A 17,986-nucleotide genomic window follows, 5' to 3' on the forward strand; every position below is an offset into this window, starting at 1 on the left:
CGTGTACAAGATGAGCTTGAGGAGATTAGGTTGGGCAGTGGTTGCACTTGGTATGTCCACGGCTGCGGCTGCACAGTCCGGCAAGATCAGCGGCGGTGTCGTCAAGATCGGTGTTTTGACCGACATGTCATCATTGTTCGCGGACATCGGCGGCAAGGGGTCGGTGATGGCTACGCAGATGGCGGTAGACGATTTCGGCGGCAAGGTACTTGGTGCGCCGATCCAGGTCGTCAGCGCCGACCATCAGGACAAGACGGATGTGGCCGCGACCATCGCGAGGGACTGGTTTGACAATCAGAACGTGGACATGGTGGAAGATCTGTTGCCGTCGTCCGTCGCGCTGGCTGTCTCGAACGTGGCGAGGGCGAAGCACAAGATCGCGATAGCTGCGGGCGCGGGAACGACACGCTTGTCAAACCAAGACTGCTCGCCATACACGCTTCAGTATGGGTTCGATACCTACGCGCTAGCCGCCACCACCGTTAGGTCGCTGGCTCGGAGCGGCGACAATAGCTGGTACTTCCTGACCGTCGACTACGCGCTGGGTGCGTCGCTTGACAAAGACGCGAGCAACGCACTGACGGAGGCGGGCGGAAAGGTAGTGGGGCGTTCGAAGCATCCGATGAATTCATCCGATTTGTCTTCGTATTTGCTTCAGGCGCAGGCGTCAAAGGCCAAGGTAATCGGGTTGGCCGATGCGGGAGCCGACGCCGTGAACGCGATCAAGACGGCTCGGGAATTCCAGATCACCGGCCTTGGAAAGCAAAAAATTGCTGCGCTGCAGATTTTCATCAGCGATATTCACAGCATCGGGCTGGCGACCGCACAGGGCATGACGCTGACAACCTCATTCTATTGGGACCGCGACGACGCCACACGGAAATGGTCGCAGCGCTTCTTCGCAAAGACGGGTCGCATGCCAACAATGGTGCACGCCGGCGTTTATTCATCAACCCTGCATTACCTTGAAGCGATCAAGGCCGCAGGAACTGACGATGCCGACGCTGTGTTGAGCCAGATGCGCAAGACACCCGTCAACGACTTCTACGCGACGAATGGCGTAATCCGGCCTGACGGAGTGTTGGAGCACGACATGTATCTGGTGCAAGTGAAAAGCCCACAAGAGTCGCAACGGCCGTGGGATTACTACAAGATCAAGGAGGTAGTCCAAGGAAAAGACGCGTTCCAGCCGCTAAAGTTGAGCCATTGCCCAATTTTATAGAGCCAGTGCCGCAAATCTAGGTGCCCGTCCGAAAAGCCTGTTCGAATTTTACGAAGCGGTGAGGACCAAGCACGTCGCACAATATGATAGGGACTGGACCGATCTTGTCCGCGATCCGGTTCGCAAAGGGACTGGCAGTCCGTTGGAGGCTGCAACAGGTTATGTCTTGCTTTTTCGTGCAATCAGATGTTCGAGATCAATGGTTGCGTGATCGCCATTAATGACCAGCCGATCCACCACCGAGCACAGCACCTTGAACTCGGTTTTGCTGACGCCTTCGAATAACACGTCATTAATGCGCTGTTGCGAAGCTGCAAGCTCTATAAGCAACTTTGAGCCGGATGCCGTGACGGACACCCGCATCTTGCGTTTGTCGTCAGGATGGGATCGCTTGTCGACGAGACCCAGTTTTTTGAGCTTACCCGTTTCGATAGTTACAAAGGCACCGCTTAGGTGAAGATGATCTGCGAGTTGGTTGACTGTAACTGTCTCAGTTTGCGTCAAGTGCGCGATCGAGGCTAGTAACGAATACTGGATTCCTGTCAGCCCAATCAGATTGCCGAATCCGTCCCGCACTGATAGAAGACGGGCAGCAAATGGCAACAACCCGTTAATCAAGTGCCGAAACGCTATATCGTTTCCGTCCACCAGACAATTGGGGTTGGTCACTGTGAGAACTCTTTCTGCCTGGGTTTTTGCCATTACATTCCTCGGTTGATGACCTTGCTTATCTAACTTTGTTTAAAAATTATACGCCAAAGATCAAAGGCAACTGGATCCCAGCCCCAACCGGCTTAGGGTCACAATTCCTGGGAGTACGCATACAGCGCCGCAAGTCGTGCGGGTGCTCGTCAGCGGGACGCAGTTCGCGGGCAGTACAGGGCGCAAGTGACTTTTAGCGAGTTTTAGCGGTGTTTTGACGCGCAAGGAACGCCCGCGATCAAATACAAACGTTCCTTTGCCAAGCAGCAAGCGGTGTTGGCAAACGAATTTCAGCGGGCCACGAACTTCAACTCCGCAAAGGCTCTACATCGGACTGCCGAGGAATCAACTGCAGCGAACAAGGTTACTTCGGGAGAACACTTAGCGAAGAGCACTATTGCAGAGCTAGCCGTTCTCTATAAACCGTTAAGTTCATGCCCGGAAAGAATTAGGGGCTATTTCCATTCGCTCGCTGTACGGCGATAGACTCAGCGCCTCACAACCTGCGACCGTAGGCATAGCTCATGATCTCTCTTCAAAAAAACATCGAAACCTATATTCGCGCCAAGGACGGCAATCGTCCGCATCTGATGCCTCAGGTGTTCTCCGCCCACGCCGAACTGACGATGCAAGTGAACACTCAGGATATCGTCTTTCCGAGCACGGTCAAAGGTGCAAAAGCCATTTCGGACGTATTAGTCAGTGAGTTCGGTCTGCGCTATGAAAATGTCTACACCTTTTGCATAGGTGAACCACCGGTGACTGACTCAGCATTTGATTGCAACTGGCTCGTGTGCATGTCGGAAAAGGGTACAGGTTTGGGGCGCGTCGGCTTTGGCAGATACGAATGGGCGCAGGAGGATGCAGGGCTGATTCGAACGCTTCGAATAACTATCGAAGAGATGACCACATTGCCGCGTGTGGTTGTCGAGCCGATCATGCTGTGGGCGCAAAAGCTGCCGTATCCATGGTGTCCGCGTGACCACCTAGCAGATGGAAAGCTCAGCATTGATGCTGTCGATCGCATCAGGGCCGCTCTATCATAATCCACGCGGTTGGCGGCAAGCGCGCGTACGCAGGCTCTGTCGCAGCAAGCAACAGGGCGTGCACAATCGGTTTATCAAGACCAGAAAGTCGCTATCTCCGGCGACAGGTGCCCACCGGCTCGATGGACCAGAGTTTCCGCGCCCAACTGACGTTCGAGCCCGGCGCCCTAGACTGATAGCCCTGCCGTATGTAACGATCAGAACGGTGTGCGCAGCGAACACGATAGCAGCGTGTCGGGGGGCATTCAGCAGCAGCACACATTACAGCGGCGCGGCGTTTGCGTGCTCCCTCGTGTCGGATTTACATCCACGATGTCGGCATATTCCCGATCTGATGGCGGAGGCCCGATTCGGCGAAACGCTCGGGATCGACAAGGGGGACCTCGCTAGCCGGAACTTTGTTTTATCGGCACACCGGTCGGTCTAATCTTGAGTGTTGACGCGAGACCGAAGGCTAACGCGGTTCGGGCGCCGTGAACATCAACGGCAAGAACGATCTTTCCTGCGTGCAGAAAACGAACGACTTGCCGCAGAGAATTATGCTGCGTCCGCTTCTGGGCCTGCGTTGCGCGCGATCTGATCGGCGACTTCGTGCAATTTTTCAACCATTGTCACTCGATCAAACGTGCCTGATTATCAACACACCGCTGCAGGGAAAGGAGCGTCTGCAGACACCTGAAGAACTCGACGAGCTAGACGACCTGTACGAGTGAATTCTAAGCACCGTTTGCTTCACTTCGCGCCTGAGTCTCTGGCGACACCCGGACAAGTTCGTGAGTCCGGCGTGCTTGCTGCAGGCCGATCGTTTTCATTGCGGACAACGGCGACGAAGTGAGAGGTGAACGTGCGGACAACCGGGAAAACCTCTGAATCGTCTGTTGCGTTGCCACACGATCATGATTCGCATGGTTGTGTGCCCGAAGGGACTGGACCCCGCAATGGTAATTGGCAAGGTCGAGGAATGATGGCGCGCCGTACTCACTGAATCCGACGATCCGTGATCGTCCGAGAGGCGGGCGAAAAAATGAATTTGAGCTGAACCCCTCCCTTCGACCTATCAATCTTAATGAGCAGAATCATGTCGGCCAACGGTCGATTTTGTAACGATATATTTTGGCCTTTTACACGTCCTTGCCAACAATGCCCTCGAGTTTCTCTAGCGATCTTCCTAGGGTTTGCCGCTCGCTGTTAGAGAGCGGAGCCATCAATTTTTCATCCAATTCGGCTGCGAGAACGAAAGCGCGTTCGAAGACCTCATTGGCCGCAGGCCTTCGTCGAAGATAGACCGCCCGCTTATCCTGCGGATCAGGCATTCGCTCTACCAATCCGCGATCGACAAGACGGTCCACGGTCCGTCCAAGCGCGGATCGATCATTCTGCGAGTGCGCCATCAGCGCACTCATCGGTATGTCGGTCCCAAAGCTGCAAAGGACTCGGAGCGCACGCCATTCAGGGAGCGTCAGTCCTAAGAACGCGAGTCTCGCGGATAGCTGGCGATCTCTCGTCCGGACTAGATTTGTCATCGCATAGTACTCGCCCGATGGCAGTCCAAGTGCTGCGGATGTGCTCATAATTATTTTGTTCGAAGTGAAAGTTGTTCCTGGCGTAGGAGCGGCTCTCTAAATCGAGCACAGAGGTCGTCCGGTCCGTATCAGCTACCGCAAACTATCTTAGGTGATTTTAAAAGAGCTTTATGCACGGCGCGTCTGGTAATTACTTGATCGAACGACAGCGGGTCAAAGCCATATTTTTCCCAGTTCTCTCCGACCTTGCGTCGAACTGTTTCCGGAAGTGATGTGATCGGGAAAGAATTTAATTAGGATGCTGAATTAATAGTTAATCTTTATAAATTGTCGCATGCATTCCGTGCGGTGTCATCCTCCGTGCGCGGTCATTTGACGAACAGCGGCAAATAAGTCACCCGTCGAATCGGATCCTCAGTGCATGGCCTATGTCTATTGACAACTCATGGCTCTTCCGCGGGAAGGCTGGTGTCATCGATCATTACGCCTCACCGTGATGCAAGGCTACCGGTTGGCATCTCCCGTTCCTGCTTCACACCGCTCTCAGGTCCATCAGTGCAGGCGGCTGCCGCGCTGGCACGGTCACATCCACTGTGCGCAGAACCATGACCGATCAAAGGAATGACGCTATGAAAGTGTTTCCCGCCCGCCCTTTGACAGCGCGGGGGAAACCGCTGTCTGTCACCCCACGTTCGTACCGCCTTTTGTTCGGGGGACTTCTCGCGTTTACGTTTCTTCTCGCCGGTTGGCAGGACGAGTGCCTGGCCGCAGCCGGCGCGCCTCCCGCGAAAGTTGATGTTGCTGCTGTGCTTTCAAGGAAAGTGACACTGTGGGACGAGTTCAACGGACGCATCCATGCCATCGAATCGGTGGAAATCCGACCCCGTATCAGCGGCTATGTACAGCGCATCGCCTACAAGGAAGGTGACGAGGTGCGACGGGGCGATCTCTTGTTCGCTATCGATCCGCGTCCATACCGTGCCGCGCTGGATGGCGCAATTGCCAGGCTCGATCGCGTCCGCGCCACCGCCACGCTTGCCCAGGCGCAAGACCTGCGCGCGAGGACACTCCTGCAGGCCAGTGCCACGTCCAGGGAAGAGGCGGAAACGCGTCATGCCAACTACATGCAAAGCGAGGCCGACGTGCGTGATGCGCGAGCTGCTGTCACCGTCGCCAAGCTGAATCTGGAATTCACCGAAGTGCGGGCGCCGATTGCGGGCCGCGTGAGCCGAGCCATGCTGACGATCGGCAACCTGGCTGTTGCCGATCAAACCTTGCTGACATCGATGGTTTCCCAAGACCCAGTGTACGTTTATTTCGATCCCGACGAACACAGCTATCTGCGCTACGGCGCACAGGCACGCCAGCGTAAAGGCAGCGCCGCCGCGCTCAAGGTGCGGGTTGGTCTTGCCGACGAAGCGGATTTCTCACACGTGGGCACGGTCGACTTCATCGACAATCAAGTCAACCCTGCTACCGGCACCATTCAGGCGCGCGCCAGACTGAGCAATGCCGACCGCGTCTTTACGCCTGGCCTGTATGCCCGCGTGGAATACGCGGGTGGGAGTGAAACCCAGGTGATCCTGATCAACGACAAGGCCGTGCTGACCGACCAGAACCGCAAGTATGTCTACGTGCTCGGTCCCGACAACAAGGCGCTGCGCAAGGACGTCGAACTCGGGGGCATGAGCGACGGCCTGCGCGTGGTTCAGGCGGGCCTCGTGGCAGGCGACAAGGTGATCGTCGCAGGCATGCAGCGGATATATTTTCCGGGCGCCCCTGTAGCCCCCACGGAAATCCCGATGAATGTGTTGACTACGACGTTGTCCGAGTCCGGGATGGCCGAGAAATGAAAACCCCCTCCATAGATTTCTCGAAGTTCTTCATCGACCGCCCGATCTTCGCAGTGGTGTTGTCGATCATCATCTTTGCCCTCGGCCTGATCGCGATGCCCTTGCTTCCGGTGAGCGAATATCCCGAAGTGGTGCCCCCGAGCGTGGTAGTGCGTGCGAACTATCCGGGCGCGAATCCGAAGGAAATCGCTGAGTCGGTGGCGACGCCTTTGGAAGAGGCGATCAATGGCGTCGAAGGCATCATGTACATGAAGTCGGTTGCCAGTTCCGATGGTGGCCTCCGTGTAGTCGTGACCTTTGTTCCTGGCGTCGATCCCGATTCAGCAGCCGTGCGCGTGCAAAACCGCGTAAGCCAGGCGCTGACCAGGCTGCCGGAAGCGGTGCGTCAATATGGTGTGAGTACGCAAAAGCAGTCGGCGACGCCGCTGATGTATGTGGGTCTGTCTTCGTCCGATAATCGCTACGATTCGATGTATCTGCGGAACTACCTGACCTTGCATGTCAAGGATGAACTGTCGCGTCTGAATGGGATCGGCGACGTTGCGCTGTATGGCTCGGGCGATTACGCCATGCGTATCTGGCTCGATCCGGACAAACTTGCGTCGCGTAATCTGACTACTTCCGACATCCTCAACGCGGTGCGCGAACAGAATGTGCAGGTCTCGGCTGGGCAACTCGGCGCCGAGCCGTCACCAAAGACCACGGATCTGCTCGTTTCTATCAACGTGCGCGGGCGTCTGCGCACCGAAGAGGAATTTCGTAATATCGTGATCAAGAGCGGGGCGGATGGCGAGGTCGTCCGTCTTGCCGACGTGGCCAGAGTACAGCTTGGCGCCGGCGACTACACCATGCGCGTATTCGAGGATAAGCAGAATGCGTCGATGGTGGGTATCTTTCTTTCTCCGGGCGCCAACGCACTGCAAGTGGCCGATGCGGTCTATGCAAAGCTTGACGAGGTCTCCAAGAACTTCCCGCCCGGCATCGTCTACCGCGCAGTATGGGATCCGACCGTATTCGTGCGCGAGTCGATCCGCGCCGTGGAGCACACGCTGATCGAGGCGGTGATACTGGTCGTGCTGGTCGTGATCCTGTTCCTGCAGACCTGGCGTGCCTCATTGATTCCGTTGATAGCGGTGCCGGTCTCGGTGATCGGTACGTTCGCTTTCTTGTACCTGCTCGGCTATTCGATCAATACACTGACCTTGTTCGGCCTTGTGCTGGCAATCGGGATCGTGGTGGACGATGCGATCGTCGTGGTGGAAAACGTCGAGCGGTACATCGGGCAGGGCTTGAGTCCGCGCGAGGCGGCGCATCGGGCGATGCGCGAAGTATCGGGCCCGATCATCGCGATCGCGCTAGTGCTGTGCGCGGTCTTCGTGCCGATGGCCTTTCTTACCGGCGTGACCGGCCAGTTCTACAAGCAGTTCGCCGTGACGATCGCGATATCGACGGTGATCTCGGCTGTCAACTCGTTGACATTATCGCCGGCGTTGGCCGCGAAGCTGCTCAGAGGCCACAATGCGCCCAAGGATGGACTAGCGCGGGCTATTGAAGGCGCGTTTGGCTGGCTGTTCCGTCCGTTTAACCGCTTCTTTCAACGCAGTGCCGGAAATTATCAAGGCGCGGTAGCACGCAGTTTCGGTCGCCGCGGCCTGGTGTTCGTTGTGTATGCGGGCCTGTTGCTGGCCACTGCCTTACTGTTTCAGACGGTACCTGGCGGCTTCATCCCGACGCAGGACAAGCTTTATCTCTTTGGCGGCGCCAAGCTGCCCGAAGGCGCCTCGCTCGGCCGTACCGTTGAGGTCACGCGCCAGATGGGAGAGATTGCGCGTAGCGTCGAGGGCGTCGACGTCGTGGCTGCCTATGCCGGCTTCAACGCGTTGCAGTGGGTGAATACGCCCAATACCACGGCGAGCTATATCATCCTCAGGCCGTTCGATGAACGCAATCGCAGCGCGGCGGAGATCAACGCTGAGCTCAACGCGAAGTTCGCCGCGATCAGGGACGGTTTCGCCTTCGCACTGCTGCCGCCGCCTATTCAAGGGCTCGGTAACGGCTCAGGCTACTCGCTATACCTGGAGGATCGCGCCGGACTTGGCTATGGCGCCTTGCAGGATGCGCTGAACGCGTTCCAGGCCGAGATCGCGAAAACCCCCGGCATGACGTTTCCCGTCAGCGCCTACCAGTCGAATATCCCGCAACTCGAGGTGCAGGTTGATCGCGTCAAAGCCAAGGCACAGGGCGTAACGTTGACCGATCTGTTCGACACCCTGCAAACCTATCTAGGGTCGACCTATATCAACGACTTCAATATGTTCGGGCGCGTGTATCGGGTCATGGCGCAGGCCGATACCCCCTTTCGCCAGCAGGCGGCGGACATCGGCAAGCTGCGCACGCGCAACGTGCGCGGAGAGATGGTGCCGATTGGTGCGATGGTGACGATCGTGCCGAGCTTCGGGCCCGATCCGGTGATTCGTTACAACGGATATCCTGCCGCCGATGTGATCGGCGACTCCGATCCGAAAGTGCTCTCATCGGCGCAGGTGATCACGAAGCTGACGGAGATCGCCGGGCGCGTCCTACCTCCTGGCATCAAGCTCGAATGGACTGACCTGAGTTATCAGCAAGTGACCCAGAGCAATGCGGCGGCGGTCGTGTTCCCGTTGGCCGTGATGCTGGCATTTCTCGTACTCGCGGCCTTGTATGAGAGCTGGACTTTGCCGCTGGCGGTCATCCTGATCGTGCCGGTCTGCATGTGCTCGGCTTTGCTCGGAGTGTGGCTTACCGGTGGCGACAACAACGTGTTCGTGCAAGTCGGTCTGGTCGTGCTGATGGGCTTGGCGTGCAAGAACGCGATCCTGATCGTCGAATTTGCCCGCGAGCTGGAGATTCAAGGCAAGGGTATCGTCGACGCCGCGCTCGAAGCGTGCCGCCTTCGCCTGCGCCCGATCGTGATGACCTCGATCGCCTTTATCGCGGGATCGGTGCCGTTGTTGCTGGGGCATGGCGCTGGCAGCGAGGTGCGTCACGCCACGGGCATCACCGTCTTCGCTGGCATGCTCGGTGTGACCTTGTTCGGCCTGTTCCTGACCCCTGTGTTCTACGTGACGTTGCGCAAGCTGGCCACCCGCCGCGAAAAAGGCAAGCCGATGCCACATGAACAAAGCCAACCGGAGTTCGATCATGTATAAGCGCGGACTCGCGACCACCGTACTGCTCACGAGCACCCTTGCCGCTTGTGCGGTCGGGCCGGACTATCAACGGCCGGCCATATCGATAGCGACGCCCGAGCATTTTGCCCGCGCCGAATCGGGCACCGGGAGCGCTGCGAATGCGCCCGTGGGAGATACCGAGTTCTGGAACAGTTTCAACGATCCGAAACTGAGCGCCCTGATCGAGCGGGCGCTCGGGACCAACAACGATTTGCGCGTCGCCTTGGCCCGTTACGACAGTGGCAATGCGCTGCTACGCGAGGCCAAGTTCGATCGCTTTCCGACCATCACCGCCGGTGGAGAGGTCGGCCATCAACGCGTGAGCCAGGATCAGGCCTACGGCTTCCCGCGCAGCGCCGATGTCTACAGCGTGAGCGCAAATGCCAGTTGGGAGCTGGACCTGTGGGGCCGGGTGCGCCGCAACGTCGAGGCGCAGCGCGCGGAAACGGCGGCGCGATCCAGTGACCTGCAGGCACTGCAGATCAGCATGGTCGGCGACGTTGCAAGCGCCTACGTTCACTTGCGTGGTGCTCAGGAGCGCTTGCGTGTAGCCCGCGGTAATGCCGACAATCAACTTGAGACGTTGCGTATTGTCAACGCGCGTATGAACGCCGGCCGCGATGCCGATTTCGATACCGCGCGAGCGCAGGCTCAATACGAATCCACGGCGTCACGCGTGCCCGTGCTCGAGGCGCAGATTGCCGTGGACGAGCACCGGCTTGCCGTTCTGACCGGACGCGCGCCGGGAGCATTCATTGCGGAACTCGATATTCCCGGCTCATTGCCCGCGCTACCGGCCCGAATCGGTCCGGACACACCCGCCGACGTGCTGCGCCGCCGGCCCGACGTCGCGGCGGCAGAGCAGCGTCTGCATGCGGCTACCGCACGCGTAGGGGTGGCAACAGCCGATTTGTTTCCGCGTCTGACCTTACAGGGAATGATAGGCAGTTTTGCCTTCGGTGGGATGTTCACTAGTGGAAGTGAAACCAGCCTGGTTGCGCTTGGTGTGGACTGGTCGTTTCTTGATGTCGGCCGGGTCCGGGCGCGCATCGCGGCGAGCAATGCCGACGCGTCTGGTCTGCTTGCGCAATACCAGCAGACCGTCTTGCTGGCACTCGAGGATACCGAAAATGCGTTGGTCCGTTCCATGAACACGCGCCGGGAGGACGAGCACCTCGAACGTGCCGCCGCCGACAGCACCCGGGCCGCTCAATTGGCGAGAACGCAGTTCCAGGCCGGCACGATCGGGCTCTATGAAGTGCTCGATGCCGAACGTGTCGAACTGCAGGCTCAGGACGGCTTCGCCGACGGCCGCACCCGCAGCGCTTTGACGGCTATTGCCCTATACAAGGCGCTGGCTGGCGGCTGGCCACAGCATATGCCACTGCGCGAAGAAACAGTCGCATGGCAGATGAACCAAAAATGAAGATTCGGCCCCTCGCTGTGGCGTTGTTGCAAAAAGTGATCGCTGCAGGGGGAAGTTTAAGCGCAACGGTCGTGGGACTGCCTCTGTAATGGGATGGTCACCCCCGCCTCTTAGCGAGTAGGCTGGAAAGAATTTCGACCGGAGGCCATCGCCATGCAAAACGTCACGTTAGTTGGGATCGATCTGGGTAAGCACTTTTTTCACCTACACGGGCAAGACAAAGCCGGCAAAGCGGTGTTTCGCAAGAAACTTTCACGGAAGCAGTTGATCGAGTTCATAGCTACGTTTCACAGTTGCACCGTGGCCATGGAGGCCTGCGCTGGTGCACATTGGATGGCTCGTAAGCTCAGTGAGTTCAACCATGTGGTTAAGCTGATATCTCCACAGTTTGTGCGCCCATTTGTTAAGAGCAACAAAAACGATTTCGTCGACGCTGAGGCTATTTGTGAAGCGGCTGCTCGACCGTCAATGAGGTTTGTGACGCCGAAGACCGAATCACAACAAACGCTTGCTGCCCTGCATCGGGTTCGCCAAGCCTTGGTCCGTGATCGAGTAAGCACTACCAACCAGATGCACGGATTTCTGCTTGAATTTGGCGTGAGCCTTCCTGTGGGCCACGCTGTTGTGAAACGCCTATCGGTAGTGCTGGCTGAACATCAGTTGCCGCCGCGCCTCGTTGCGATCCTTGAACGCTTGCACGCACACTTCAAATACCTCACCGAGCAGATCGGCGAGATTGAAAAAGAACTCGATCGGCAACTGGCCGAGGACCCAATCGGGCAACGCTTATTGACGATTCCTGGTGTTGGTCCACTAACGGCCAGCCTGCTCGCATCGGAACTTGGTGACGGAAAGCAGTATCGACACGGCCGAGACTTCGCCGCCGCGGTGGGGCTGGTCCCGAGGCAATTCAGTACAGGCGGCAAAGCAAATTTGCTCGGAATTTCCAAGCGAGGCGACAAGAATATTCGCTACCTGCTGGTTCAGTGCGCCCGAGCATTTATGCTTCGGCTGGACAAGCAGTCAGGGCGCGTGGCCGATTGGGTCCGCACGCTGCTTACACGGCGACATTCCAGCGTGGTCGCGTGTGCTCTAGCCAGCAAACTGGCACGAATTGCATGGGCAATCGTGAGCTGCAACACGGTATTCGAAAGTCAGCGGTCCGCTCCGGTGCTATGACGGACCGTTGTTATTACTTAACGTAACCAACCATCTGGTTTTGCGACCGCTGATAATTGATGACGTAAACGGCAAAACGGCCTTGCGGAAACCCTGACAAGTTAACGAGCTTTTTGAAGCTGCAGCTGTTATCAGGACCGCAGGCGCGATTCTCATCGTGGCGCGAGGAGCGATCCTCACCAAGACGCCGGATAGATTTGTGCTAGCCATCTACCCATCAAAATCAGTGTTGCAAAAATGGGGGTGACCATAGATTAACTTGGGAAGGAACTCCGCAGATTCTCGATATATGGCGGGAGCTTCCGCAGGGACTAACGCAAGGGCCGCGAGCCTAAAGAGATCTACCGGATCAGGAACTGGTCGGAGTCCAACGCAGGGTTAAGCGCACGAGCAGCTTGACCGCGTGGATCGACGAAGGCGCATTCATGAGTGAGAGCGAAGTGAGGCCTGTCAAGCGCGGCAGACCTGGAGGCGCTGATTCAAGCTACGCTCACGCTTAAGCATGTCTATCACCTGACGCTGCGAGCCGCCCAGGGCTTTGCGCAAAGTCTCCGTGAACGCGCAGTCGCGGCCTGTCTGTGCCCAACTATACGACGCTAAGTCGCCGTGCACAGGGACTACAAAGTGAGGTCTCACGGGATGTAGAGCAGCGACCCGATTCATTTCAACGTCGATAGTACGGTCGCGAAGCTCTGCGGCGAAGTTAAATGGAAGTTGCGCAAGCATGGCTACTCCAAGCGGCGCACGTGGAGTAAGGTCCACCTGGGGCTGGACTCAAAGAATGGCATGATACGAGCCGTGCTGATGACGCATTAAGATGTCGATAACGCCAGCGCGTTATCCGGCTTGTTAGCCCAGATTCCTGCCGATGAGCTCATCGACACGATAGGCGGTGACGGTGGATATGATACAAAGCAGTGCCATAAGGTGATCGCTGGGCGCGGCGCCATCGATTCCGCCGAGTGAAGGCGCGACACCCTCCTGCTTTGATCGAACCTGGAAGTCCAATTTACCCGGGCGTCATTAATGAGCTTGACTAATGTTTCGTTGGGTCCGCAGCGGGTAGCGCACCAACCTGTCGCATTATGGTGGCCGCGTCGTAGTAGTCAGAAATGCTATTGATTTTGCCATTTCGAACCTCAACAATGCTTACGCCCCTCACCGAAAACGGCTTGCCAGTTCCGAATACCGCTGTATCGGTACTACTCATGATCCACTCGATCGTGCCGTATCCCCGCGTGATATGCGCGGACACGACCGCAATATGAAATCCGATTGCTGCCTCGCGAAACTGCTTATGCGACCCCAGAATTTGATCCAATCGCGTCCGCGTGCAACGCGCTCGACAAGCTCATCGAGTCCGGCAACGATGAGGCGTTCTCGAAGTTTGTACACCTGTACGTGCCGGTCAACCACCATGACCACGCAGGAACGGATGTGTGATGGCGTTTCTCGGACCGGACGTTGCAAAGTCGGAGGGCGCGTTCAGTTTGCTTTTATGGCCGGTTACGCTCATATCTCGATCGGGTGGGTAGGCTGCCGCCCGGAGAGCGAGTCGGGCAAAGAGACGCAAGTCGATGTCGGCGCTCTCCGAGATGGTGGAAACGACAACGCTCGTACGTGCATGCGAGCACGCGGAGCTTATCAGCTGAGATACTGGAAGCCACTGTCTCCAGCCCGATCAAATGAAGTCGGACTTCGAGTCGCTCGTCCTGGAAGACACAGCTACACCGATTGGCTGAAATGAAGTTCCATCGGATCAGTAAGTTATCCTATTAAAATCGACATTCTCGACTGCTCCCGCCAATTGGACGGGAGCAGTCACGTACCGAACGGGTCAGTGCGAGGTCAGCAGCACGGAGCCTCCCTTTCCCGCCCGCTGTGCATGCTCGACCGCCCGGGTAACGTCGGCCAGGTCATAGGACGCCGCTACATGGAATAGCGCCGGCTCGCGTTGCGCGAGCAGGATTGCGGCACGAATGTCTTGGGCTCGCAGGTCTTCGGGCAGACTCGTCCAGCCTCCGACTGACATGCCGTGAATGTGCAGGTTGCGCACGGAGAACGATAAGGCCGTGGCGCGCAGCGGTTCGCCGGACAGATCTCCGTAGGAAATGAACGTGCCGCCGCTCCCGAGCATGACCAGCAAATCGCTGGCAAGGTCGCCGCCGACGCAATCCAGCACGGCGCGTATCGGCTTGCCCTTGGCTGCATCCCGAACACGGTCTTGCCAGCCGGCGTCAGCGGTAGACACAACCGGTCCGTCGCGTTGGCCTGTGTTTTGATCGGCGACGGCCGCCTGAGTTCGGACCAGGCCGATCACAGCTAGGCCGCGCTGATGGGCAAGCGCCGTCACCAGTTTGGCGACGCCAGAAGCTGCCGCCGTGACCACTGCCACTCCCTCGCCATCGAGGCCGGCCGCTTCGGCCGCCCTGACCAGCATGGCCGCGGTCAACGGATTAACGTGCAACTGCGCCGCGATGTCGTCCGGCACATCGGCAGGCAATACCGTCACGAAAGAGGCCGCCACGACGACCCGCTCACCCCAGGCCCAGCGGCCGGGGAAGAACGCCACCCGCACGCCGACAGAGAGGCCCGCACGGGCATCGACGGCGCTGCCGATGGCCTCGACAATCCCCATGCCCTCAAAGCCCGGCCGATTGCCGCCAGGAGCGACGTTGGACATATCACTAGGAGCACGGTAGCGGCCCTCGACCCCGAGCAGATCGCCGGGATGGATCGGCCGGCTCAGGACGCGGATCAGCACTTCGTTTGCGTCGGGGCCGGCCAGATCGGGAACGTCCACGAGTTCAAGCACCTTGGTGGGTTTGCCATAGCTGCGGTAAAGGATGGTACGCATGGGGTATTCCTGTTCAGGGCACTTCGACGAACACGATTTCAGTGGCGTCGAGCGCGGTAATGGTGATGTCGGATTCGTCGGAAATGGCCGCGCCATCGCGGGGAGCCAGGAGCCATCCTTGAATATCGATTCGGCCCTTGGTCGAGACGGCATACATACGCCGGCCCTGCGGCAAGGGCAGCACGATTGTTTCACCGGCTTTGAGGGCCGCACCGAGCACTCGCGCCTCGGTGTTGATGATTAGCGCATCGGCGTCAGCGGGATCTCCGCTGGCCAGCGTCACGAGTTGGCCAGCACGCTCGCCGTGAGGAAAACGGCCACTGCTCCACCTCGGCTCACCGCCTTGTGTTTGCGGCTCGAGCCAGATTTGAAAGAGGCTAGTGGTCGTCGTTTCGGCGTTGAATTCCGAATGACGAATGCCGGTCCCTGCGCTCATGACCTGTATCTCTCCGGCGGCGATTCTGCCCTGGTTGCCCAAGCTGTCCCCATGCGTGATCGCGCCTTCCCGAACGAAGGTGACGATTTCGACGTTCTCGTGTGGGTGGAGCGCAAAGCCGGAGGACGGTGCAAATTCATCGTCGTTCCAGACGCGCAAAGCGCCCAGCGGGCGATGCTCAGGCCGCCCCATGCCGGCGAAGGAGAAGTGCAGCTTGGCATTCAGCCAGTCGGTCTTTGCGCCGCCCAGGGCGTGAAAGGGCCGATGCTCGATCATGGTCCAGAACCTCCAAAGGAGAGCTGCACGATCTGACACACCCGCAGCCAGAGAGAGGCTCAGACCTGAGCGGCGCCGCCGTCCACGAAGAGTTCGGCACCGTTGACGAAGCTCGCATCGTCGGACGCGAGGAACAACACGACCTTGGCGATTTCTTCCGGCTCAGCCACGCGGCCGAGAGGGATGGTGCTGGCCAGGTAGTCGACCAAGCCTTGCCGCTGAGCGGGGTCTTGGCCGGCCAGGTCAAGCAAACCGGGCGTGCGGGTGGCACCGGGGCTGATGGCGTTGAAGCGGATGCCACGGTCCTTGACGTCGAGAATCCAACTACGCACCAGATTGCGCACGGCGGCCTTGGAAGCGCTGTAGACGCTGAAATTCGGGGTACCGGAAATGCTGGTGGTCGAGCTGGTAACGATCACCGATGCGCCCTTGGCGAGCAGCGGCAGCGCTTTCTGCACGGTAAAGAGAACACCCTTCACGTTCCGGTCGAATGTGTCGTCGAACTGCTCTTCGGTGATTGCACCGAGCGGTAGCATCGAACCGCCGCCCGCGTTGGCGAACAATACGTCGATATGGCCCTTTTTCGCCTTGACCGCTTCGAACAGCTGATCCAGGTCGCTCATCTTGGCCGAATCCGCCTGAATGCCGACGACGTTCGTGCCGATAGCCGCAACCGCCGCGTCCAATTCGGCCTGGCGACGGCCTGTGACGAACACGTACGCGCCTTCGGCCACGAAGGCCTTAGCGGCTGCAAGGCCGATGCCGGTCGTTCCACCCGTGACGATGGCGATTTTTCCTTCGAGCTTGCGTGACATGAGATTTCCTTGATTGTTGGGGTACAACCAAGATATCGACATTTCTTCCCATCCGAAATAGAATTGATTGCAAACTATCATTGCAAAATTGTCGATGTCGAAAATGCCGGATTTCGAAGGATTGGCGATGTTCGCCAAGGTGACTGAGGAGCGTTCCTTCGCGGCGGCCGCGCGAGCAATGGGCTTGTCCGTGGCGACGGTATCGCGTGGCGTGAGCCGACTGGAAGCACGCTTGGGTGCACGGCTCTTGAACCGCACATCGCGGCAATTGGCGCTCACGGAGTTCGGGGTTACGGTCGCTGAAGCTGCAAGCCGCATCTACCGCGACGCGGAGGACGCGGAGGGTGCTGCGCGTGAATTGTCAGCGCAACCGCGCGGTCTGATCCGCTTGGCGGTGCCCATGTCGTTCGGGTTGCGCTGGGTCGCTCCCATCCTGCCGGACTTCTTTCGGGCCTATCCCGAGATCTCGATCGATCTTCACCTTTCAGACGCGACGGTTGATCTGGTCGGGCAAGGCTTCGATGCGGCGCTCAGGATCGCGGTCTTGCCCGATTCGTCGCTGGTCGCCAGACGAATATGCGCGGTGTCACCTTTCGTCGTTGCTGCACCAAGTTACCTGCAACAACATGGTCGGCCCCGGCATCCTCACGACCTGGAGCAGCACGATTGCCTCGGCTATGCCTATCGTGCGCGTAGCGATGTCTGGCGGTTCGGCAATGACGCGGGGGACGAGATAGTGATCACGCCCACCGGGCCGCTGCGCGTCACTAATGCAGACGCCCTGGTCCCCACCATTCTTGCCGGCCTTGCCATTGCCGAGCTGCCGGAATTCATCGCAGGGGAATACCTGCGTGACGGTCGAATGGAAGCGATCCTTCCAGATTGGACCCTGCCGCGGGGCGGCGTATATTTCGTGACGCCATCGGCGCGCACACGCCCTGCCAAAATCGAGGCGCTCTCCGATTTTCTGACCGAACGCCTCAGCTCGGCCGAATGGCGCTGGCCGGGAGCGTATGGGGCTAACGGCGATACTTTCACGCCGAATATCAGCTGAGCATCGCGCGGGATTCGATCGCGCAATCATGATCCTCAACGGTTTTCAGTGCGTTTTCCTCGTTCAGCCAGATCAAATAATCGCGGTTGTCGCGCGGACTCCGCGCAGTGCCATTCCCCATGCGCGGTCATCTGACGAACAGCGGCGAATTAGTTACCCGTTGAATCGGTTCCGCGCTGCATGGCCCATGTCTATTGACAACTCATGGCTCTTCCGCAGGAAAGGTGATGTCGTCGATCGTCACGCCTCAAAGCGATGCAAGACTGGTCGCGCCATCGCATGGAAGGACGCGAGATCGCCGAAGACCAAAGAGAACCCTTCTGGTTCGAAACCGCATAATCATTCTTAACAATGCATGGGAGCGGTTCTTATCAGGGACAACTGT

General features: G+C 58.4%; 13 protein-coding genes and 2 pseudogenes. 9 read left to right on the forward strand and 6 right to left on the reverse strand.

The genetic code is table 11. From position 1 onward, the window contains the following. Positions 1-10 precede the first annotated feature (10 nt). Positions 11-1,222: an ABC transporter substrate-binding protein gene (locus ACMX25_RS30510; protein WP_414953696.1), complete on the forward strand. Its 1,212-nt coding sequence runs from the start codon at positions 11-13 to the stop codon at positions 1,220-1,222. 159 nt (positions 1,223-1,381) lie between these two features. Here the strand turns inward: ACMX25_RS30510 and ACMX25_RS30515 are convergent, their stop codons facing one another. Next, complete coding sequence (locus ACMX25_RS30515) at positions 1,382-1,924, reverse strand: MarR family winged helix-turn-helix transcriptional regulator (RefSeq protein WP_414953642.1); 543 nt, start codon at positions 1,922-1,924, stop codon at positions 1,382-1,384. Positions 1,925-2,448: 524 nt separating this feature from the next. Here ACMX25_RS30515 and ACMX25_RS30520 point away from each other — a divergent pair. Both ACMX25_RS30520 and ACMX25_RS30525 read left to right on the forward strand, forming a co-directional pair. After that, entirely contained in the window at positions 2,449-2,970 is a 522-nt protein-coding gene (locus ACMX25_RS30520; RefSeq protein WP_414953643.1) for a hypothetical protein, read from the forward strand. Between the two features lie 461 nt (positions 2,971-3,431). After that, positions 3,432-3,935: pseudogene (locus ACMX25_RS30525) on the forward strand (2Fe-2S iron-sulfur cluster-binding protein); the annotation flags it as partial. Between the two features lie 156 nt (positions 3,936-4,091). Here the strand turns inward: ACMX25_RS30525 and ACMX25_RS30530 are convergent. After that, on the reverse strand, positions 4,092-4,541 hold the full coding sequence (locus tag ACMX25_RS30530) for a MarR family winged helix-turn-helix transcriptional regulator (RefSeq protein ID WP_414953644.1): 450 nt from the start codon (positions 4,539-4,541) through the stop codon (positions 4,092-4,094). 581 nt (positions 4,542-5,122) lie between these two features. Here ACMX25_RS30530 and ACMX25_RS30535 point away from each other — a divergent pair. From ACMX25_RS30535 to ACMX25_RS30555, 5 genes and pseudogenes are all read left to right on the forward strand, one after another. After that, on the forward strand, positions 5,123-6,346 hold the full coding sequence (locus tag ACMX25_RS30535) for an efflux RND transporter periplasmic adaptor subunit (protein ID WP_414953645.1): 1,224 nt from the start codon (positions 5,123-5,125) through the stop codon (positions 6,344-6,346). A gap of 11 nt (positions 6,347-6,357) precedes the next feature. Beyond that, on the forward strand, positions 6,358-9,537 hold the full coding sequence (locus tag ACMX25_RS30540; RefSeq protein WP_414953697.1) for an efflux RND transporter permease subunit: 3,180 nt from the start codon (positions 6,358-6,360) through the stop codon (positions 9,535-9,537). Continuing rightward, entirely contained in the window at positions 9,530-10,984 is a 1,455-nt protein-coding gene (locus tag ACMX25_RS30545) for an efflux transporter outer membrane subunit (protein ID WP_414953646.1), read from the forward strand. Before ACMX25_RS30540 ends, ACMX25_RS30545 begins: the two co-directional genes overlap by 8 nt. 153 nt (positions 10,985-11,137) lie before the next feature. Beyond that, positions 11,138-12,163: an IS110 family RNA-guided transposase gene (locus ACMX25_RS30550; protein ID WP_414953647.1), complete on the forward strand. Its 1,026-nt coding sequence runs from the start codon at positions 11,138-11,140 to the stop codon at positions 12,161-12,163. Between the two features lie 339 nt (positions 12,164-12,502). Further along, positions 12,503-13,181, forward strand: a pseudogene (locus ACMX25_RS30555) (IS5 family transposase); the annotation flags it as partial. Between the two features lie 18 nt (positions 13,182-13,199). On the opposite strand, the gene ACMX25_RS30560 reads toward ACMX25_RS30555, so the two are convergent. The 4 genes from ACMX25_RS30560 to ACMX25_RS30575 form a co-directional block, all read right to left on the reverse strand. Further along, the gene (locus tag ACMX25_RS30560) at positions 13,200-13,484 is read right to left on the reverse strand and encodes a nuclear transport factor 2 family protein (RefSeq protein ID WP_414953648.1); all 285 of its coding nucleotides are present in this window, start codon (positions 13,482-13,484) and stop codon (positions 13,200-13,202) included. A 516-nt stretch (positions 13,485-14,000) separates the two neighbouring features. Further along, the gene (locus ACMX25_RS30565) at positions 14,001-15,020 is read right to left on the reverse strand and encodes a zinc-binding dehydrogenase (protein ID WP_414953649.1); all 1,020 of its coding nucleotides are present in this window, start codon (positions 15,018-15,020) and stop codon (positions 14,001-14,003) included. 13 nt (positions 15,021-15,033) lie between these two features. Then, positions 15,034-15,732: a pirin family protein gene (locus tag ACMX25_RS30570; protein WP_414953650.1), complete on the reverse strand. Its 699-nt coding sequence runs from the start codon at positions 15,730-15,732 to the stop codon at positions 15,034-15,036. A gap of 59 nt (positions 15,733-15,791) precedes the next feature. Continuing rightward, on the reverse strand, positions 15,792-16,547 hold the full coding sequence (locus ACMX25_RS30575; RefSeq protein WP_414953651.1) for an SDR family oxidoreductase: 756 nt from the start codon (positions 16,545-16,547) through the stop codon (positions 15,792-15,794). A gap of 94 nt (positions 16,548-16,641) precedes the next feature. Between ACMX25_RS30575 and ACMX25_RS30580 the strand changes: the two genes are divergently transcribed. Beyond that, positions 16,642-17,601: a LysR family transcriptional regulator gene (locus ACMX25_RS30580; RefSeq protein WP_414953652.1), complete on the forward strand. Its 960-nt coding sequence runs from the start codon at positions 16,642-16,644 to the stop codon at positions 17,599-17,601. The last annotated feature ends 385 nt before the right edge of the window (positions 17,602-17,986 follow it).

The organism is Caballeronia eucalypticola, from assembly GCF_047608185.1.
Classification (GTDB): Bacteria; Pseudomonadota; Gammaproteobacteria; order Burkholderiales; family Burkholderiaceae; genus Caballeronia.